Annotated in this window: 18 protein-coding genes; 7 read left to right on the forward strand and 11 right to left on the reverse strand. The window is 62.0% G+C overall.

Annotated elements, in window-relative coordinates; translation table 11 throughout:
• Positions 1–4 precede the first annotated feature (4 nt).
• The 5 genes from queA to coaD form a co-directional block, all read right to left on the reverse strand.
• On the reverse strand, positions 5–1,081 hold the full coding sequence (gene queA / locus BLP10_RS00350; protein WP_091127949.1) for a tRNA preQ1(34) S-adenosylmethionine ribosyltransferase-isomerase QueA: 1,077 nt from the start codon (positions 1,079–1,081) through the stop codon (positions 5–7).
• 63 nt (positions 1,082–1,144) lie between these two features.
• Positions 1,145–1,612, reverse strand: coding sequence for a peptidylprolyl isomerase (locus tag BLP10_RS00355; protein ID WP_091127953.1), 468 nt, complete (start codon positions 1,610–1,612; stop codon positions 1,145–1,147).
• A gap of 48 nt (positions 1,613–1,660) precedes the next feature.
• The gene (locus tag BLP10_RS00360; RefSeq protein ID WP_091127957.1) at positions 1,661–2,122 is read right to left on the reverse strand and encodes a hypothetical protein; all 462 of its coding nucleotides are present in this window, start codon (positions 2,120–2,122) and stop codon (positions 1,661–1,663) included.
• Positions 2,123–2,174: 52 nt separating this feature from the next.
• A complete protein-coding gene (locus BLP10_RS00365) occupies positions 2,175–2,723 on the reverse strand; it encodes a peptidylprolyl isomerase (protein WP_091127959.1) in 549 nt (182 codons plus the stop codon).
• A 29-nt stretch (positions 2,724–2,752) separates the two neighbouring features.
• Complete coding sequence (gene coaD, locus BLP10_RS00370; protein WP_091127962.1) at positions 2,753–3,253, reverse strand: pantetheine-phosphate adenylyltransferase; 501 nt, start codon at positions 3,251–3,253, stop codon at positions 2,753–2,755.
• Between the two features lie 286 nt (positions 3,254–3,539).
• Here coaD and BLP10_RS00375 point away from each other — a divergent pair, with 286 nt between their 5' ends.
• On the forward strand, positions 3,540–4,115 hold the full coding sequence (locus tag BLP10_RS00375; protein ID WP_091127964.1) for a hypothetical protein: 576 nt from the start codon (positions 3,540–3,542) through the stop codon (positions 4,113–4,115).
• A 70-nt stretch (positions 4,116–4,185) separates the two neighbouring features.
• Here BLP10_RS00375 and gyrA read toward each other — a convergent pair whose 3' ends face one another.
• Complete coding sequence (gyrA, locus tag BLP10_RS00380) at positions 4,186–6,879, reverse strand: DNA gyrase subunit A (protein WP_244510370.1); 2,694 nt, start codon at positions 6,877–6,879, stop codon at positions 4,186–4,188.
• A 1,155-nt stretch (positions 6,880–8,034) separates the two neighbouring features.
• Positions 8,035–8,889, reverse strand: a complete 855-nt coding sequence (locus tag BLP10_RS00385; RefSeq protein ID WP_091127967.1) for a protein phosphatase 2C domain-containing protein — start codon at positions 8,887–8,889, stop codon at positions 8,035–8,037.
• Positions 8,890–8,958: 69 nt separating this feature from the next.
• Here BLP10_RS00385 and BLP10_RS00390 point away from each other — a divergent pair, with 69 nt between their 5' ends.
• Both BLP10_RS00390 and BLP10_RS00395 read left to right on the forward strand, forming a co-directional pair.
• Positions 8,959–9,597, forward strand: coding sequence for a MarC family protein (locus BLP10_RS00390; RefSeq protein ID WP_091127970.1), 639 nt, complete (start codon positions 8,959–8,961; stop codon positions 9,595–9,597).
• Between the two features lie 30 nt (positions 9,598–9,627).
• Positions 9,628–9,819 (forward strand): hypothetical protein, encoded by a 192-nt coding sequence (locus BLP10_RS00395; RefSeq protein ID WP_091127974.1) that lies wholly within the window; start codon positions 9,628–9,630, stop codon positions 9,817–9,819.
• A 28-nt stretch (positions 9,820–9,847) separates the two neighbouring features.
• On the opposite strand, the gene BLP10_RS00400 is transcribed toward BLP10_RS00395, so the two are convergent.
• From BLP10_RS00400 to BLP10_RS00410, 3 genes are all read right to left on the reverse strand, one after another.
• Positions 9,848–10,360 (reverse strand): RNA pyrophosphohydrolase, encoded by a 513-nt coding sequence (locus BLP10_RS00400; protein WP_091127977.1) that lies wholly within the window; start codon positions 10,358–10,360, stop codon positions 9,848–9,850.
• The gene (locus BLP10_RS00405) at positions 10,360–10,731 is read right to left on the reverse strand and encodes a GNAT family N-acetyltransferase (protein ID WP_244510336.1); all 372 of its coding nucleotides are present in this window, start codon (positions 10,729–10,731) and stop codon (positions 10,360–10,362) included. The genes BLP10_RS00400 and BLP10_RS00405 overlap by 1 nt, the downstream gene beginning before the upstream one ends.
• 98 nt (positions 10,732–10,829) lie before the next feature.
• Positions 10,830–11,942 (reverse strand): M20 family metallopeptidase, encoded by a 1,113-nt coding sequence (locus tag BLP10_RS00410; protein ID WP_091127985.1) that lies wholly within the window; start codon positions 11,940–11,942, stop codon positions 10,830–10,832.
• Between BLP10_RS00410 and BLP10_RS00415 the strand changes: the two genes are divergently transcribed.
• Both BLP10_RS00415 and BLP10_RS00420 read left to right on the forward strand, forming a co-directional pair.
• Positions 11,941–12,123 (forward strand): hypothetical protein, encoded by a 183-nt coding sequence (locus BLP10_RS00415; RefSeq protein WP_091127988.1) that lies wholly within the window; start codon positions 11,941–11,943, stop codon positions 12,121–12,123. The two genes, BLP10_RS00410 and BLP10_RS00415, sit on opposite strands and share 2 nt — an antisense overlap.
• Positions 12,117–13,142 (forward strand): calcium-binding protein, encoded by a 1,026-nt coding sequence (locus tag BLP10_RS00420; protein ID WP_091128001.1) that lies wholly within the window; start codon positions 12,117–12,119, stop codon positions 13,140–13,142. Before BLP10_RS00415 ends, BLP10_RS00420 begins: the two co-directional genes overlap by 7 nt.
• Before the next feature lie 93 nt (positions 13,143–13,235).
• On the opposite strand, the gene BLP10_RS00425 is transcribed toward BLP10_RS00420, so the two are convergent.
• On the reverse strand, positions 13,236–13,760 hold the full coding sequence (locus BLP10_RS00425) for a single-stranded DNA-binding protein (RefSeq protein WP_091128004.1): 525 nt from the start codon (positions 13,758–13,760) through the stop codon (positions 13,236–13,238).
• Positions 13,761–14,003: 243 nt separating this feature from the next.
• Between BLP10_RS00425 and BLP10_RS23805 the strand changes: the two genes are divergently transcribed.
• Both BLP10_RS23805 and uvrA read left to right on the forward strand, forming a co-directional pair.
• Positions 14,004–15,212 carry a calcium-binding protein gene (locus BLP10_RS23805; protein WP_091128008.1) on the forward strand — a complete coding sequence of 403 codons (1,209 nt, stop codon included), beginning with the start codon at positions 14,004–14,006 and terminating at the stop codon, positions 15,210–15,212.
• A gap of 213 nt (positions 15,213–15,425) precedes the next feature.
• Positions 15,426–18,392, forward strand: a complete 2,967-nt coding sequence (gene uvrA, locus BLP10_RS00435; protein WP_091128012.1) for an excinuclease ABC subunit UvrA — start codon at positions 15,426–15,428, stop codon at positions 18,390–18,392.
• Positions 18,393–18,423: the final 31 nt, after the last annotated feature.

An 18,423-nucleotide genomic window follows, 5' to 3' on the forward strand; every position in this document is an offset into this window, starting at 1 on the left:
AGCGTCAACGCCGGAAGAGCAAACTCGCATCGCCGTAGGAATAGAAGCGATAGCCGGTCTCAATAGCGTGAGCATAAGCCGCGTGCATGCAATCCAGTCCTGCAAAGGCGGAAACGAGCATGAACAGGGTCGAGCGCGGCAGGTGGAAATTGGTCATCAGAACGTCCACCGCCTTGAAGCGGTAGCCGGGGGTGATGAAGATCGCCGTGTCGCTGGAGAAAGGCGCGATGGTCCCGTCCTCGCGGGCGGCGCTCTCGAGCAGGCGCAGCGAGGTGGTGCCGACTGCCACGATCCGCCCTCCCCGCGCCCGTGCCTGGTTGAGAGCTTGCGCAGTCGCTTCTGTGATCGTGCCCCATTCCGCATGCATGCGGTGCTCGTCGGTGTCGTCCGCCTTCACGGGCAGGAAGGTTCCCGCGCCGACATGCAGCGTCACGAAATGTCGGGCGATCCCGCGCTCGTCGAGACGGCGGAACAGCTCATCGGTGAAATGCAGGCCGGCCGTGGGAGCAGCGACTGCGCCTTCGTCCTTGGCATAGACCGTCTGGTAATCGGTTCTGTCCTTCTCGTCCGTGGCGCGCTTGCCTGCGATGTAAGGGGGCAGCGGCAGCTCGCCGAGACGGGCGATGGCCTCGTCAAGAAAGGGGCCGGAGAACGAAAAGCGAAGTGCTACGTCGCCGCCCTCGCCTTTCTCGATGACTTCCGCGTCGAGCCGCACGAGTTCGCAGGCCGTGCTATCGGCTTGCTCACCGAAGCGTATGCGATCACCCACATTGAGCTTCTTGGCCGGGCGTGCAAAAGCGCGCCAGCGATCCGCTCCCTCCCGCTTGTGCAGCATGATCTCGACACGCGCCGCGGTCTCTTCGCGCACGCGCAGACCATAGAGCCGGGATGGAATGACTTTGGTATCGTTGAGCACCAGCACGTCGCCCGGCTGTAACAGATCCGGCAGGTCGCGGACGACCCGATCCTCAAGTCGGCTCTCGGGCCGCACGACGAGCATGCGCGCGGCATCCCGCGGCTCCGCAGGGCGGAGCGCGATGTTCTGCTCAGGCAGTTCGAAATCGAAAAGGTCGACGCGCATGGAGCTTTCTGTCTGTCGTCCCGGGCGCGGAAGGCGGTCCGGGACGACAGATCGTCATTTGTCTTAAGCGACGTCTGCAGCGACCTTCATCGAAACGATGCGATCCGGATCCTTCACAGGCTCGCCGCGCTTGATCTTGTCCACGTTCTCCATGCCTTCGGTTACCTTGCCCCAAACGGTGTATTGCTTGTCGAGGAAGCGGGCATCGTCGAAGCAGATGAAGAACTGCGAGTTTGCCGAGTGCGGAAAGTTGGTTCGCGCCATCGAGACGGTGCCGCGCACGTGCGGCTCGGCATTGAACTCGGCCTTCAGGTCCGGCAGGTCGGAACCGCCGGTGCCGGTGCCGTGGGGGCAGCCGGTCTGGGCCATGAAGCCTTCGATCACCCGATGGAAGGCGACGCCGTCGTAGAAGCCCTGGCGAGCCAGGGTCTTGATGCGCTCGACATGGCCGGGGGCCAGATCGGGGCGCAACTCGATGACCACACGGCCTTTGGTGGTCTCCAGGATGAGGGTGTTCTCCGGATCGGCCATCTTGTTCTCCTGAACGATGTGTTCGGTTGTGGTGTATATTCCGCCCAGTCACATAGGCTGAGAATCGACGAAACGGAAGACGAAGGGGCGCCCGGCAACGGCGCCGCCCAAGGAATCCGTGAATGGGAGGGGCGTGCAGCGCACGAATGCCTCTCGAACGGAACGCGTGAAAGGCTCACGCTGTTCAGGCTCGCTGCCTGCCCTGTAGTAAGTGATTTTCGGCAGACCCAGAACCTCGCCGCTGCGCTTGAAGCTCAGGCGGATCGTCAGCTCCTGCCCCGAATATCCGCTGCCCCGGGGCGGTCGCCAGCAGGCCTGGATTGCCCTGAAGACGTCGCGTATCCGGTCGATGCGCGGAACTTCAGGAGCATCCTTCTGCGGCCGCACGATGCCGTTGAGGCTCTCAGGCAGGCTCGGCAACGGCTCGTATCTCCTCTGCTCCTCCGCAGGATCGTCGAGCAGCGACAATCCTCGTGCGGCAAGCGGAGAAGTGCTTGCTGCGAGAAGCATAAGACCAACGAAACATCGCTTGGCTTCCGTTGAGAGCCTCAAAGGCATGCACTCACTTCGCGTCGGCAGCGAGTTGCATCTTCACGATCTTGTCGGGGTTAGTGACCATGCCGTTGGCGGCAGAGTTCCCCTTCTTGATCTTGTCGGCGACGTCCATGCCGGCGACGACCTCGCCGAAGAGCGTGTATTGGCCGGTCAGCGGACCACAGCCCTCGTAGCAGATGAAGAACTGGCTGTTGGCGGAGTTCGGGCTCTGCGAGCGGGCCATGCCGACCGAGCCGCGCTTGTACTGGGTCTTGGTGAACTCTGCAGGGATGTTCGGCAGGTCTGACTTGCCAGTGCCCGTGCCCGTGGGATCTCCGGTCTGAGCCATAAAGCCCTCAATGACCCGGTGGAACACGACGCCGTCGTAGAAACCCTGCTTCGTCAGCGTCTTGATCTGCTCAACATGCTTGGGCGCGAGATCAGGGCGCAGGCGGATGGTGATGCGGCCGTCCTTGGTGTCGAGGAAGATCGTGTTCTGCGGATCATTGGCCTGCTGGGCGAAGGCCGGAACGAGGCCGGCCAGCACGAGCACAGAGGCTGCGAGCAAACGCTTCATGGTTTGGATTCTCCCTTGAGATGGAAACTTTATGGCCGCTTGAATTTGGCCTTGAGTCGCTCCGCGACAAGGCCCGGCACGAAAGGCGAGACGTCGCCCCCCATGGCGGCGATCTGCCGGACAAGCGTGGCGGTAATCGGGCGGACCGGAGGCGAGGCCGCAAAGAAAATTGTCTGAACTTCCGGGGCCATGGCGGCATTCATGGACCCCATCTGGATCTCGTAATCGAAATCCGTACCATCGCGCAGGCCGCGAACGATCAGGCTCGCGCCATGCCGACGGGCGGCATCCACGGCCAGGTCGCCGAAAGTCACGACCTCAAGGGCGACGTCCCTCTCCTGCAGCACCGGGCCGCAGACCGCTTGCAGCATCTCCGCTCTCTCATCGGCGGCGAAGATCGGAGCCTTGGAGGAGTGGACGCCGATGGCCACGATGATCTTGTCAGCTACGGCGCAAGCCTGACGCAGAACGTCCAGATGGCCGTTGGTGACGGGGTCAAAGCTGCCGGTATAGAGCGCGGTGCGTTTCATAGGCTCAAGGGGTAGCGGGATAATAGTCCGGGGGCAAGCCGTGCGTTGGCGCACGGCCGAGCCTGAGGGGCCACTCTATAACCATCCTAACGAAAGGTTAAGGAGCCCTCCCATGATGGTTCGTCTCATCGTCGTCATCGCCACCGCGGTTGCCGTTCTGGCCCCGGCCGCCGTCTCGAGCGCCTACGTGGTTTTGGGCTGAATTGCAGCCCTTGAATAGTTCCGCACGAACAGGACTCCCTCCCGCATATGAATTGAGTTACATTGCGGGAAACTTGGGGGTCCAATGTCACGTTTCTTGCGCTTGTTAAGCTCATGGAGCTTTTGTCTCAGTCTGTTCCTGATCCCTGCCTATATCCCTCAGGCCGCAGCCGAGGTTGCGCGCAGCCCGATTCCAGCGCAGGTGGTCCAGATCGATGGCTATCCCTTCCCTGCTAAGCTCGCCGGGCTCGTGCGTGGTCTGAAGACTGATTACGGAACTCCCGGCCTCGGCTTCAGCGTTCGCTATGAAACCCCAGGCGAAGGTTGGGTCGATATCTTCATCTACGATTTAGGATATGACCTGACATCGTCGAATGCCCGTCAGAATTCCATCGAGCAAAGGGATTCGGCCCTGGACGACATCAAGACTGCTGTCTCAGCCGGCAGCTATCAGGAAGCCAAGCTCATAACAAAAGCGGACGCCAATCCTTACGCCAAAGCGCACTTGATGATCACACAAAGAGGAACGACGCGCGATTCATTCATCTTCATTACGGTTGCCAAAAAGCACTTTGTGAAGATCCGCTATACTACTTCCGCTCGGAATGCAGAGAAGTTGGCTGAAAAGTTCGCATCGGAATATGCGCGTTTGCTCAAGTAAAAAGCCTGAAAGAAAAGGGCGCCGATAGGCGCCCTTTTCATGTGTCTCGGGAGAGGATTGAAGCGAGGTCTTATTCCTCGCCGCCCTCGGCGATATCGCCCCCGGCTTCGATGTCACCCTCATCGTCTTCGCCCTCTTCACCCTCGATGTGCTCCACCGAGACCACGCGTTCCTTGTCGCGCGTGGAGAAGACAGTGACGCCCTGCGAGTTGCGGCCGACGACTCGGATGCCGTCGACCGGCACGCGGATCAGCTGGCCGCCATCGGTGACGAGCATGATCTGGTCGGCGTTCTCGACCGGGAACGAGGCGACGAGCTTGCCGTTGCGGTTGTTGACCGCCATGGCCGTGATGCCTTTGCCGCCGCGTCCGGTGATGCGGTACTCGTAGGAGAGCGTGCGCTTGCCGTAGCCCTTTTCGGAGATCGTCAGGATGCACTGCTCCAGCGCACTCATCTCCGCGTAGCGCTCTTGCGAGAGCGAGAAGTTTCCGTTCTCGGTCTCCTCCGCATCGTCGCCACCGGCATCGGCATCGCCGTTCGACTGCTCGCCCATGACAGCGCGGCGCATCTTGAGGTAGGCGGCGCGCTCTTCGCCCGTCGCTTCCACGTGGCGCAGGATCGCCATGGAGATGATGTCGTCGCCCTCTGCCAGGTTGATGCCGCGCACGCCCATGGAGTCGCGGCCCTTGAACACGCGCACATCCGTCACCGGGAAGCGGATGCATTGGCCCTTGGCCGTGGTGAGCAGCACGTCGTCGTGCTCGGAACAGATCTGCACGTCGATGATGCTGTCGCCTTCATCGAGCTTCATGGCGATCTTGCCACCGCGATTGACCTGCACGAAGTCCGACAGCTTGTTGCGGCGAACCGTGCCGCGTGACGTCGCGAACATCACGTCCAGCTTGTCCCAGGACGCCTCGTCCTCGGGCAACGGCATGATGGCGTTGATGCGCTCGCCCTGCTTGAGCGGCAGCATGTTCACCAGCGCCTTGCCCTTGGCGTTCGGGGCGGCGAGCGGCAGGCGCCACACCTTCTCCTTGTAGGCCTGCCCTTCGGACGAGAAGAAGATCACCGGCGTATGGGTGTTCGCCACGAAGAGACGGGTGACGAAATCCTCGTCCCTCGTCGACATGGCGGAACGGCCCTTGCCGCCGCGGCGCTGCGCCCGATAGGTCGAAAGCGGCACGCGCTTGATGTAGCCGGCGTGGGACACGGTGACGACCATGTCCTCGCGGGCGATCAGATCCTCGTCGTCTAGGTCCGAATCCCAGTCCACGATCTGCGTCTTGCGCGGAGTGGCGAAGGTATTGCGGACCTCGACGAGCTCGTCCTTGATGATGCCCATGATGCGGGCGCGCGAACGCAGGATCTCTAGGTAGTCCGAGATCTCGGCCGCGAGCTTCGACAGCTCGTCGCCGATTTCGTCGCGGCCGAGAGCGGTCAGACGCTGCAGGCGCAGGTCGAGGATCGCGCGGGCCTGCGTCTCGGACAGGCGATAGGTGCCGTCATCGTTGATCTTGTGACGCGGATCGTCCACCAGCGCGATGAGCGGAGCGATATCGTGAGCCGGCCAGTCGCGGCCCATGAGGGCTTCGCGCGCGGTGTTCGGATCGGGCGACGTGCGGATGAGGCGGATCACCTCGTCGATGTTCGCCACCGCAATCGCCAGGCCGCACAACACGTGAGCGCGCTCGCGCGCCTTGTTGAGCAGGAACTTGGTGCGGCGGGAGACCACCTCTTCGCGGAAATCGACGAAGGCGGCGATCAGGTCCCTGAGCGTCATCTGCTCGGGACGGCCGCCGTTGAGCGCCACCATGTTGGCGCCGAAGCTCGTCTGCAGCGGCGTGTAGCGGTAGAGCTGGTTGAGCACCACGTCCGCCATGGCATCGCGCTTGATCTCGACCACGATGCGCATGCCGTCGCGGTCGGATTCGTCGCGCAGGTCGGCGATGCCTTCGATCTTCTTCTCGCGCACGAGCTCGGCGATCTTCTCGATCAGCGAGGCCTTGTTCACCTGATACGGGATCTCGGTGAAGATGATCGCCTCACGGTCCTTGCGGACCTCCTCGATCTCGGACTTGGCGCGCATGATGATGGAGCCGCGGCCCGTCGTGTAGGCGGACTTCGCTCCCGAGCGCCCGAGGATCAGCGCACCGGTCGGGAAGTCCGGACCGGGGATGATCTCGATCAGTTCCTCGGCGGAGACGCCGGGATTGTCGATATAGGCCAGGCAGCCGTCGATGACCTCGCCCAGATTATGGGGAGGCATGTTGGTGGCCATGCCGACCGCGATGCCGCCGGCGCCGTTGACGAGCAGGTTCGGGAAGCGCGCCGGCAGAACCGACGGCTCGTCCTTGGACTCGTCGTAGTTGGGGGAGAAATCGACAGTGTCCTTGTCGATGTCGTCGAGGAGCGGCATCGCCGCCTTGGACAGGCGGGACTCGGTGTAGCGCATGGCCGCCGGAGGATCGCCGTCGACAGAACCGAAATTGCCCTGCCCGTCCACGAGCATGAGGCGCAGCGAGAAGTCCTGCGCCATGCGCACCAAGGCGTCGTAGATCGCGCTGTCGCCGTGCGGATGGTATTGACCCATCACGTCACCGACGATACGGGCGGACTTCACGTATTTCTTGTCGGGCGTATAGCCGTTCTCGTGCATCGAGTAGAGGATGCGGCGATGCACGGGCTTGAGACCATCGCGGGCATCAGGGAGAGCGCGGCTCACGATCACGCTCATGGCGTAATCGAGATAGGAGCGCTTCATCTCGTCGACGATGGAAATCGGCTTGATGTCGCTGGCCGGCTGGTCCCCGCCGGGGCCGCCGGAGCGGATATCGTTCGGATCGGTCAAGGTTGGTCTTTCTTAAAACGGTCTGCCCTTATCGCGAGAGGCGGCTTTTGATGCCGCTTCGTCAAGCCGTCAGGCAGCCTCGCGAATCCAATTGAAATTCAAGTCTTTAGATGGGGGAGAACGGCAGGTTTTTCAAGTTTTTTGAGCGGTTATCCAGAGAGAAGAAAAGGCAAAAAAGCCTTTTTATTTTCAATTACTTACAAGGCCCTCGCCGCACAGGGCGCATCCCGCCCCGGCCGCGGCACTTTTCCCTCCTCGAAGGCGGATTTGAGAATGAGATTGAGGTGCCGCCGACAACCTCTTGATTTCCTTGATCTCTGTTAAATTTCGGCGTTTTGCCACAAGCTCCATGGCTTTCGTCCTCTCTTGGAGCCCAGGAACTCGCTTGCAGCCTATGCAGCATCGTCCCGCGCCTCCCACGCAGTAAGGCATTCATGGGCATTGGATCAAAGAGCAAGCGGGAGTGTCCTCGCGAGCGCGTGGCTCCGAGGGTGATGGTCGAGGGAGGGCGCGAGGAGGCGTCCGGCTCGTGTGTCTAGTGTGTGAAGAACCCGACGGCTCCTCGCGCACGGTTTGTTTAGGCGGACATCGCATCTTGCAGCGATGGGCCTCCCGTCACAGACGCTGCGTCAGCACCTGCACAGGACCGTTCCGGCTCCCCTCATTCACGACGCCTCGCGAGCGCGCCCCTCCTGGAGCCGGATGCCCACAGCTATAGCCGAGGTTAGGACCAAAGTCAAGAACAAAGTAAGAACATAACATCCGCTGCTGTGCTTGGGTAAGGCACGGGTTCCCTCCCCCTTGCGGGGAGGGGCAGGGGTGGGGGTCGACCGACCGGGTGAGCGCTCAAACCAGCTAGACACGGGAAGACCTCTCCCGGGTGGGAGAGGTCGGAGCGCAGCTCCGGGTGAGGGACTGCCTTGTCCGGAGAGGGCTTTCCCTCACCCCCTGCCCCTCTCCCACCCGGGAGAGGGGATGCTGTCGGGCTGTCGGGCTTTCTGGATGACGGGTCGCGCTCCGACTTTGCGCTCCACCCGCGGCCCCTCCCCTTAGGAGCGAGGAAAATTTTTACACCCTGAGCAAAAGCGCCGTCGTGTCATCACTCTGCTTGAAGCGCGGATAGAGTTTTCCGTCCGGATCGACCTGCGTTTCGATCTCCCGCGCCCTTTGAACCAAAGGCTCCAGGCCTGAAGCGATGGCGGCCTCCATCATCGCCTTGGCCTCCATGGCTCCGTAGAGGTCGACCAGGGCCGAGAAGCCGTCGGTGGCGAGGAGGATCGTGGTGCCGTCCTCGCAGGACACGCTCTCATGCCTCAAGCGGTCGACAGCGCTTGGGTTGAGGCTGAGGAGTGCCGCCGGGATGCCGCTTCTCTTCTGCCGCTCGCGGCGCTCTCCCAGCCATGCCAGGAAGACCGGTTCGTCGAGAATGTCGGTGGGGCGGGAGCCTGCCGCCTGCATCAACTCGGCAGCCTTGGCGGATTCGGCGTCACGCAGCCCGGGAGCATCCCCCAGCGTCAGGACCGTTCCATCGGGTTGCCGAACGAAGGCCGTGGTGTCTCCGAACGTCCAGGCATCGAGGGTCTTTTCCCTTCTGCGAACGAGGGTCATGGCCCCAAGCGGCCAGGACACGAAATACTCGTGCCGTTCCTCCGGGGCAACGGCACGATAGGCGGTGCGGAGTTCTTCCATCACGTACCGGATCAAGGCCGGGCCGTCCTCCGCATGAGGCGCGAGGTTCGACAGGCGCTCGTCCGCGAAGGTGGCGAGCCAGGTCGCATCGCTCTTGGGATGCATGACCGGAGCGGTGCCGGGAAAGATCGAGGTGTCGATCACCCAGGCCCAATCCTGGGACGCCCCGCAGATGTCCTCATTGGCCTTGTCGGGATGGCCGGGCCAGCTGATCCGGTCCAAAATCGTGAACATCGTTGCAGCCCCTCTCGCCAAAACCGTTCAGACACCCCATAAAGCAAAGCTGTCTTCAAGGTCCAGCCGATGCTCTTCGACTATATCTCCGCCGCTCTCGTGACCCTTCTCGTCACTCTCGACCCACCGGCGCTCGCGCCCATCTTCATCTCCCTCACCCGGGGCATGAATGCCGACGAGCGCAAACGCGTCGCGATCAGGGCGGCGATCATCGCCTTCTGCATCCTGGCGTTCTTCGGCCTCGGCGGCGAGGTTCTCCTGCGGCTCCTCGGCATCGGCATCCCGGCCTTCCGCATCTCCGGCGGTCTGCTCCTGTTCTGGATCGCCTTCGAGATGGTGTTCGAGCGACGCAACGAGCGCAAGCAGCACACCGCCGACATTGCCATCACCGAGGATCACATCCGCAATGTTGCTGCCTTCCCTCTTGCCATTCCGCTCATGGCCGGTCCCGGCGCTTTGACGGCAACCATCCTGCTGGCTGGACGGGCCAGCGGCGATCCGGTTTATCTGGGCTTTCTGCTGGTTCTCATCGCGCTCGGCGTGACTTCATGCTTCGTCGTATTCCTGGCGGCCGAGCGGGTGTCGCGCATGCTGGGTGTGACCGGCAACATCGTCCTGAGCCGCTTGCTCGGCGTGATCCTCGCAGGGCTTGCGGTGCAGTTCATCATCGATGGCGTGGTGGCGCTCCTGCGCCCTGCCGCGTTGTAAAGGTAAAGGCTGTCATACGAGGGGAACGACGTGAAGAAAGCATCCGAATACCGCAAGCACGCAGAGGAATGCCGCGTTCTCGCCAGGCAGGTCCCGGAAGGACCGCAGCGCGATCAGCTTCTGGAAATGGCACGCACATGGGATGCCCTCGCCGCCGACCGTAAGGCACTGATCCAGAAGCATCCCGAACTCGCTCTTCCGGACGAAGCGGACGAGGCCTGAGGCGGTTCAAACGCCTGGCGACCTGCCTTCAGAGCGGCGTTGCGAACGGTCTGAAGGCTTGCGCCACGTGTTCGTAGATCTTGCGCTTGAACGGCGCCACGAGCGCGGGCGTCTCCGCAAGCTCGGCCCATCGCCATTCGCTGAATTCCTGCGGCGCGCCTTCGTGCGCGAGCGTGACATCGATCTCGCGCTCCTCGCCTGTGAAGCGAAACGCGAACCACTTCTGTCGCTGTCCCCGGAATCTTGAGAGACGATGCGGCGGGCCGTCATAGGGCGGAAAATCGTAGGTCAGCCAATCCGGCGTTTCGCCCAGGTGAACCGCGTTCGTGACGCTCGTCTCCTCCCAAAGCTCGCGCCAAGCGGTCGTCAGGGGATCCTCACCTTCATCGATGCCGCCTTGTGGCATCTGCCATTCATGCCCCGGCGCAATGATTTCAGGGCCATCGTCGCCGAGGCGACGCGCGATCAGCACCTGACCGCTTCCGTTGAAGAGTGCGATGCCCACATTAGGGCGGTACTGCGCATCCGTACTCGGCTCCATCACGCAAGCCCCTTGCCTGAATCCCTGACCAGAATGTGCAAGCCCGGCTCGGGAGCATCGGCCTCGAGAACCGTCCAGCCCAAGCCTTCATAATAGGCGCGCCGGCGTTCGCGCGAGAGAAGATAAATCCGCGATGCGCCTGTGCCGAAGGCGAATTCCGCGGCCCTGTCCACCAGGGAGGCTCCGATGCCGCCACGGCGATGCTCGGGCTCGACCCAGAGGGCTGCGATCCATGGCGTATATTGCGGCCTTGCCTCTTCGTCGCAGACGATGAGCGAAACGGTTCCGAGGAACTGTTCGCCATCATGCGCGACGAAAGACGTGGGAATGTCCCCTGCCCCAAGGCTCTGCTGCACGAGCCCTGTGAGCAACTCGAGCGGATGCCCTTTATCCTTCCAGAAGGCGCGCCAGACGCGATCCGCAACGGCGCCGGTGAATTCCGGCCTCTCCCGCAGATCGGAAATCGCGATCAGCGCAGCGTCTCCAGAAGGCGCTTCACCAGTTCCCGGCGAGGAGCGATGGAGGAAATGACGCCGTATTCCTGCAGCGTATGAGCCCCGTCCCCGTCGATGCCGATACCGTCGAGAGTCGGCACGCCCAGCGCCGCGGTGAAGTTGCCATCCGAACCGCCGCCGACCTTGGGGGCGGACACGAGATCGAAGCCGATCTCGGCGGCAAGTGACTTGGCGTGATAGAACAGCTTCGACGTGCCCTCCGTCCGCTCGTAGGGCGGGCGATTCATTCCGCCGGTGACGGTGAGCTTGAAATCGGGGTTGTGGGGCTTCAACCCGAGGATCGCCCTGGTCAGCGCCTCGCCATCGGCCACGGTCTCCACGCGCAGGTCCACGGGGAAGCTGCAGTGCTGGGGAATCGTATTCACCGCCGTGCCGCCGGACACCATGCCAACCGTCGTCGTGACGCCGCGGGCGTAGTCGGTCATCGCCTCGATGGCGAGGATCTGGCGCGCGGCCTCATAGATCGCGTTACGTCCGTCCGCATGGCGCGAGCCCGCATGGGCCGGGCGGCCCTCCACATGCACGTCGAAGCGCCCCACGCCCTTGCGTGAGGTGACGACCTTGCCGCCGTCGCGTCCGGGCTCCGTCACGAGGGCATAAGCCGAGCGGCGGGCGAGATCCTCGATGATCGGCCGCGTCATGGGCGAGCCGATCTCCTCGTCCGGCGTGACCAGATAGATCATCGGGCGCGCTGCCGTGCCCTTACGGGCGACCTCCTTGAAGGCCTCCAGGCAATACCAGGCGCTGGCCTTCATGTCGTAGACGCCGGGGCCGTAGAGCCGGTCGCCCTCGATCCGCAGCGGCAAATCCTTCTGGATCGTGCCGACCGGATGCACCGTGTCGAGATGCGACATGATCAGGATGGCAGGCTCGTCCGTCTGCGGTCCGGCGCGCAGGATCAGCGCGTCGCCGAGTCCCTGCTCTCCTTTGATCCGCTCGATGGCCACCGGCGCATCCTTCATCTGATCAAGCACGAGATCCATCATCAGGTTCACCCCGGCCACGTCATGGGTCGGGCTTTCGGTACGGATCCAGGTGAAGAGGGTGTCGAGGGAATGAGAGGTCATGGCATCGCTGACTGTATGGGCTGATGGCTGGGTAAGGGCTCTTTGGGCAAACATCAAGGCGGCGGTTTTTCTGCCGGTCGCCACGCAAGGCGCACTTGACGCAGCGACAGGCCTTATTTTTAACGTTATATTATTTATTGGTCGAAAGCATGGCCCAAAAAGGATTTTTGAAAAATGGTAGTCAAAGTCGGCACTCTCAGCAGAAACCTTCTTGAAGGCACGGACGGGGCGGATCGCCTTTACGGCGATGTCAGAAACCTGATTTCCACACGAGTGGGCGGCCCAGATAAGATCCTGGGCCATAAAGGGGTCGATACGATTTACGGCGACACGGTCACATTGGGTGGCCGTGGACGTGGTGGAGCGGATTGGATTTCAGGGGGCAACGACCGGGACACGATCTATGGCGATGCACTCTCGATGAAGAGCTACGCGCGCGGTGGCAACGACTACATTCGCGGAGATCATGGCAGCGATACCCTCTTCGGCGATGCGCGTGAGATGTTCAGCTTCACCGTTGCCGGCAACGACAGGATATATGGCGGCTCATACAATGACGAGATCCATGGCGATGCGGAATTCATGACGGACTCCGCCATCGCAGGCCACGATTCGCTCTATGGCGAAAGCGGCACGGATCACATCTATGGCGATGCCTTCGCGATGTACGGCCTCGTCATCGGCGGCAACGATCGCATCTATGGAGGCAGCAATAGCGACCGTCTCTATGGAGACGCGGTCATCCTCAACGGCCAGGCGAGAGGCGGCTCGGATTTCATTGATGGTGGAACGGGCAACGATACCATCTACGGCGACGCTCAGACAGCCGGCACTAGCGTCGCGTATGGCAACGACACGCTATATGGCGGAGACGGCAATGATCGTCTGTACGGTGACTCATCGTATGGCGGCTTTGGCAACGACTATCTCAATGGCGGCCGCGGCAACGACACGATGGATGGCGGCGGCGGCCGGGATGTGTTCGCGTTCGACATTGCATCCGGCAAGGATACTATCTGGTTCTACGAACCCGGCATCGATCAGATTGATCTACGCGCTTGGCGCATTCCCAGCTTCGATGACATCTCCATTGGCCAGCGCAGTGGCTACACGGTCATCCTGCTGTCAGGCTCCAGCCATTACATCAGGCTGGAGAACATCACGGCATCAAGCCTCACGGGAGCCGATTTCATCCTTTAGCGAACAAGGCCTGGGAACACCCGACATCAACGATGACGGCGCGGATCGCCTGATCCGCGCCGTCAGCAATTTTCAAGATAACAAAACCCGGGACTAGAACGGAATGTCGTCGTCGAGGTCGTTGTAGCGCGATCCACCGCCACCGCCGCCCTGGTTCTGGGCCGGAGCCGGTCTGCGTTCCATGGGGGATGAGCGGCCGAAGTCGCCGCCGCGGCTGATCTGGCCGCCGCCCTCCTCGTCGCCATACTCCGACGCGCCGCCGCCAGAGCGTCCGTCCAGGATCGTCAGCTCGCCGCGGAAGCGCTGCAGCACCACCTCGGTGGTGTACTTCTCCACCCCGCTCTGATCCGTCCACTTGCGCGTCTGCAGCTGGCCCTCGACATAGACCTTCGAGCCCTTCTTCAGATACTGCTCGGCCACCCGCGCCAGATTCTCGTTGAAGATCACCACCGAGTGCCACTCGGTCTTTTCCTTGCGCTCCCCGGTCGCCTTGTCCTTCCAGCTCTCCGAGGTGGCCAGGCGCAGGTTCACCACCGGCTCGCCGTTGTTCAGGCGGCGCACCTCCGGGTCGCGACCCAGATTGCCCACCAAGATCACCTTGTTCACACTGCCTGCCATCCGAGCCTCTCCTCAATCACATGAGGGTGTTCTGGGGCCAAGGGCGCCGGGCGGCAAGTCGGACGGACCATTCTGAGCAAACCTGTCCCCAGATTAGATTTCGCCCCGCTCCTTCTCCATACGGAAGAAGGAGAGTTGTCTTGAACTTCTCCTCAGCCGCTAAAAGGCTCCAGAGGGTGCAATTCCCGGTTGCGGATTAAGCAATGTTATGACATTTAAAAAAGCATCTTTTGGAGGAAACCCATGACCACCTATCGCCTGACCAAAAAAACCAAAGCTATCAAGGGCACCGGAGGAGAAGACGATTTCTTCGGCTCGATGTTCAACGACACTTTCGAGGGCCGCGCCGGCAACGACTACATCTACGGAGCCGATGGCAATGACCGCCTCAAGGGCGGTGACGACGACGACTACGTCTATGGCGAAATGGGCAACGATAAGCTCTATGGCGATGCCGGCGATGACTATATCTATGGCGGCGCAGGCAATGATTGGCTCTATGGCGGCGTCGACAACGACTATCTGTCCGGCGATGAAGGCAACGACCGCCTTGACGGTGGTGCGGGCAACGATGATCTGTTTGGCGGGCTCGGCAACGATAACTTGTCCGGCGGCGCAGGAAACGACCTTCTCGATGGCCGTGAATATACCTACGGCGTAGATTTCGTAGCGGGGAAAGACCGGCTCCTGGGCGGCGACGGCAACGACAGAGTGATAGTCGATGACGGGGACTATGCCCTTGGCGGCAAGGGTGTGGATGTTCTCAATGTCCAAATCTACTCAAGCTCGATCGCTCTCACCAAGTACCTGATCGATTTCTCGAAAATCACTGGCAAGAAGGCAGCCGATATCGGTCATGGCGGCATCAAGGCCGGACAGTTCGAAAAGGTTTCAGTCAGCATCGACGATATGGATATCGGAAGCGTCGTTACAGGCTCGAAGGGCAGCGACCGGATTTCCGGTGAAGGCAAAGGCGGGGTCATCAACGGCGGCGCGGGGAATGATACCCTTTGGGCCTACGGTTATGACAGCAGCCCAGGCAGCGGATTCATCGTCAATGGCGGCACAGGAAACGACAAGCTGAGCGGCTATGGCAATGTAACTCTCGTGGGCGGCGCGGGAGACGACCAGTTCACCCTGTCGAGGAATTCGGGCTCCACGATCGCGGACTTCTCGGGCAAGGATTACTTCCTTATCAAGATGAGCGACTTCCGATACTTCGATTACAATCTGAACAAATATGTCGCGCCGGTCTTCGACAAGGCCAACCCGGTCGTTTCCGGAGCCGATCCGAAACCCGCCTCAACCTTTGCTCAGTTCTTCTACGACACGGACGACGGCAAGCTCTACTATGATGCCGATGGGGTCGGGCTGAATTACGATCTTCAACTCGTGACGACGCTGGCCAACAAGGCTGTCCTCAACGCCTCCCATTTCGTCTTCGTAGCCTAACCCACGCTATCCACCTTGAAAGGCCCGCCATCGGCGGGCCTTTTTCTATTGCAGCACGCTAAACAAGGCTCCGCTTGCTTGCCGTACCCTCTTTGTTCTAGGATCAAACACCTGGAATCATCCGCCGCATTGCATCGGCAGGTCAGGCATCACATATCCCGGAACCGGCCGCTGATGGCCGCCTTCCCCTCATACAAGGCTTGAAGCTAGGCCATGGCTAAACTCGACGATTTGTTCAACCGCGCCAAGGCGGGAGACCCGAATGCGCGTGTGATCTCCGTGCGTGGCGCGCGGGAGCATAACCTCAAGAACGTCGACCTGATGGTGCCTCGAGACCAGTTCGTGGTGTTCACGGGCTTGTCCGGGTCTGGCAAATCCTCGCTGGCCTTCGACACGATCTATGCCGAGGGGCAGCGCCGCTATGTGGAGTCCCTCTCCGCCTACGCGCGCCAGTTCCTGGAGATGATGCAGAAGCCGGATGTGGACCAGATCGACGGTCTCTCGCCTGCCATCTCCATTGAGCAGAAGACCACCTCCAAGAACCCGCGCTCGACGGTGGGTACCGTCACCGAGATCTACGATTACATGCGCCTGCTCTGGGCGCGTGTCGGCATTCCCTATTCCCCCGCCACCGGCCTTCCCATCGAGAGCCAGACGGTCAGCCAGATGGTAGACCGGGTGCTCGACCTGCCGGAAAAGACCCGCCTCTACCTGCTGGCCCCCGTCGTGCGCGGCCGCAAGGGCGAATACCGCAAGGAAATCGCCGAGTTCCAGAAGAAGGGCTTCCAGCGCCTGAAGATCGACGGCGAGTACTATGCCATCGACGAGGCCCCTGCCCTCGACAAGAAGTTCAAGCACGACATCGACGTGGTAGTGGACCGCATCGTGGTGCGCGCCGATATCGCCGCGCGCCTGTCGGAATCCTTCGAGACCGCCCTCGAGCTCACCGACGGCATCGCCGTCATCGAATATGCGGATGAAAAGGACGAGAAGGGCAAGCCCAAGCGCATCGTCTTCTCCTCCAAGTTCGCCTGCCCTGTCTCCGGCTTCACCATTCCGGAAATCGAGCCGCGCCTGTTCTCGTTCAACAACCCCTTCGGCGCCTGCCCCACCTGCGGCGGCATTGGTCACGAGATGCGCATCGACGAGGCGCTCGTGGTGGACGAGACGCTGTCGCTCAAGCGCGGCGCCATCATGCCGTGGGCGAAGTCGACTTCGCCCTATTACGGGCAGACGCTGGAAGCGATCACCAAGCACTACAAGTCGTCCATGACGAAGCCTTGGACCGAGCTGTCGGAGGACGTGCGGGAGGCGATCCTCTACGGCACGGAGAAAGCCATCCGCTTCGCCTATGACGACGGCATGCGCGCCTATGAGGTTCGCAAGCCCTTCGAGGGCGTGATCCCGAACTTGGAGCGCCGCTACAAGGAAACCGAGAGCGACTGGGCGCGCGAGGAGATCGGCCGCTTCATGAGCGAGACGCCGTGCGAGGAATGCGGCGGCAAGCGCCTTAAAGCCGAAGCGCTGGCGGTGAAGATCGCCGGTTCCGACATCGGCGATGCGACCGCATTGTCCGTAAAGGACGCCCACGAATGGTTCGGCGGCCTCTCGAAGAAGCTGAACAAGAAGCAGAATGACATCGCGGGCCGCATTCTCAAGGAGATCCGCGACCGCCTGACCTTCCTCGTCGATGTGGGCCTCGAATATCTCACGCTCGCCCGCTCCTCCGGCACCCTGTCGGGTGGCGAGAGCCAGCGCATCCGCCTCGCCTCGCAGATCGGCTCGGGCCTCACCGGCGTTCTCTACGTGCTCGACGAGCCGTCCATCGGCCTGCACCAGCGCGATAACGAGCGCCTGCTCGGCACCCTCAAGCGCCTGCGCGATCTCGGCAACACCGTGATCGTGGTGGAGCACGACGAGGATGCGATCCTGCAGGCCGATTACGTGTTCGACATTGGGCCGGGCGCCGGCATCCATGGCGGTCAGATCGTCGCCGAAGGCACGCCGGACGAGGTGATGAAGAACCCGAAATCGCTGACGGGCAAGTATCTCACGGGCGAGATGTCCGTGAAGGTTCCGGCGCAGCGCCGCAAGCGCGATCCGAAGCGCATGCTGAAGGTCGTCGGCGCGAAGGGCAACAACCTCAAGGACGTGACGGCAAGCATCCCGCTCGGCACCTTCACCTGCATCACCGGTGTGTCCGGCGGCGGCAAGTCGACGCTCGTCATCGACACGCTCTACAAGGCTGTTGCGCGCAAGCTCAACGGTGCGCTGGAGCACCCTGCCCCGCATGAGCGCATCGAGGGGCTCGAGCATCTCGACAAGGTCATCGACATCGACCAATCGCCCATCGGCCGCACGCCGCGCTCGAACCCGGCCACTTACGTCGGCGCCTTCACGCCGATCCGCGAGTGGTTCGCGGGCCTGCCCGAGGCGAAGGCGCGCGGCTATCAGGCGGGGCGCTTCTCGTTCAACGTGAAGGGCGGGCGCTGCGAGGCCTGTTCCGGCGACGGCGTGATCAAGATCGAGATGCACTTCCTGCCGGACGTCTACGTCACCTGCGATGTCTGCAAAGGCAAGCGCTACGACCGCGAGACGCTGGAGGTGAAGTATCGCGACAAGTCCATCGCCGACGTGCTCGACATGACGGTGGAGGAAGCGCGCGAGCTGTTCAAGGCCGTGCCGTCGATCCGCGAGAAGATGCAGACGCTCGCCCGCGTCGGCCTCGACTACGTGCATGTGGGCCAGCAGGCCACCACCCTTTCCGGTGGTGAGGCGCAGCGCGTGAAGCTCTCGAAGGAGCTGTCGAAGCGCGCCACCGGCCGCACGCTGTACATCCTGGACGAGCCGACCACCGGCCTGCACTTCCACGACGTGGCGAAGCTCCTGGAAGTGCTGCATGAGCTGGTGGAACAGGGCAATACGGTGGTGGTGATCGAGCACAATCTCGAAGTCATCAAGACCGCTGATTGGGTCATCGACATGGGCCCCGAAGGCGGCAGCGGCGGAGGCCAGATCGTCGCCGAGGGTACCCCCGAGGACATCGCCAAGTCCAAGGAAAGCCACACCGGCCGCTTCCTCAAGGAAGTGCTGGAGCGCAGGCCCCTGAAGAAGGAAGCCCCCGCCAAGGAGGCTCCGAAGAAGCCGAAGAAGACAATGCGTCAGGAAGCGGTTGAATAGCCGCTTCCTGCATATTCTGAAGGCCGAAATC

The organism is Microvirga guangxiensis (genome assembly GCF_900102135.1).
Classification (GTDB): domain Bacteria; phylum Pseudomonadota; class Alphaproteobacteria; order Rhizobiales; family Beijerinckiaceae; genus Microvirga; species Microvirga guangxiensis.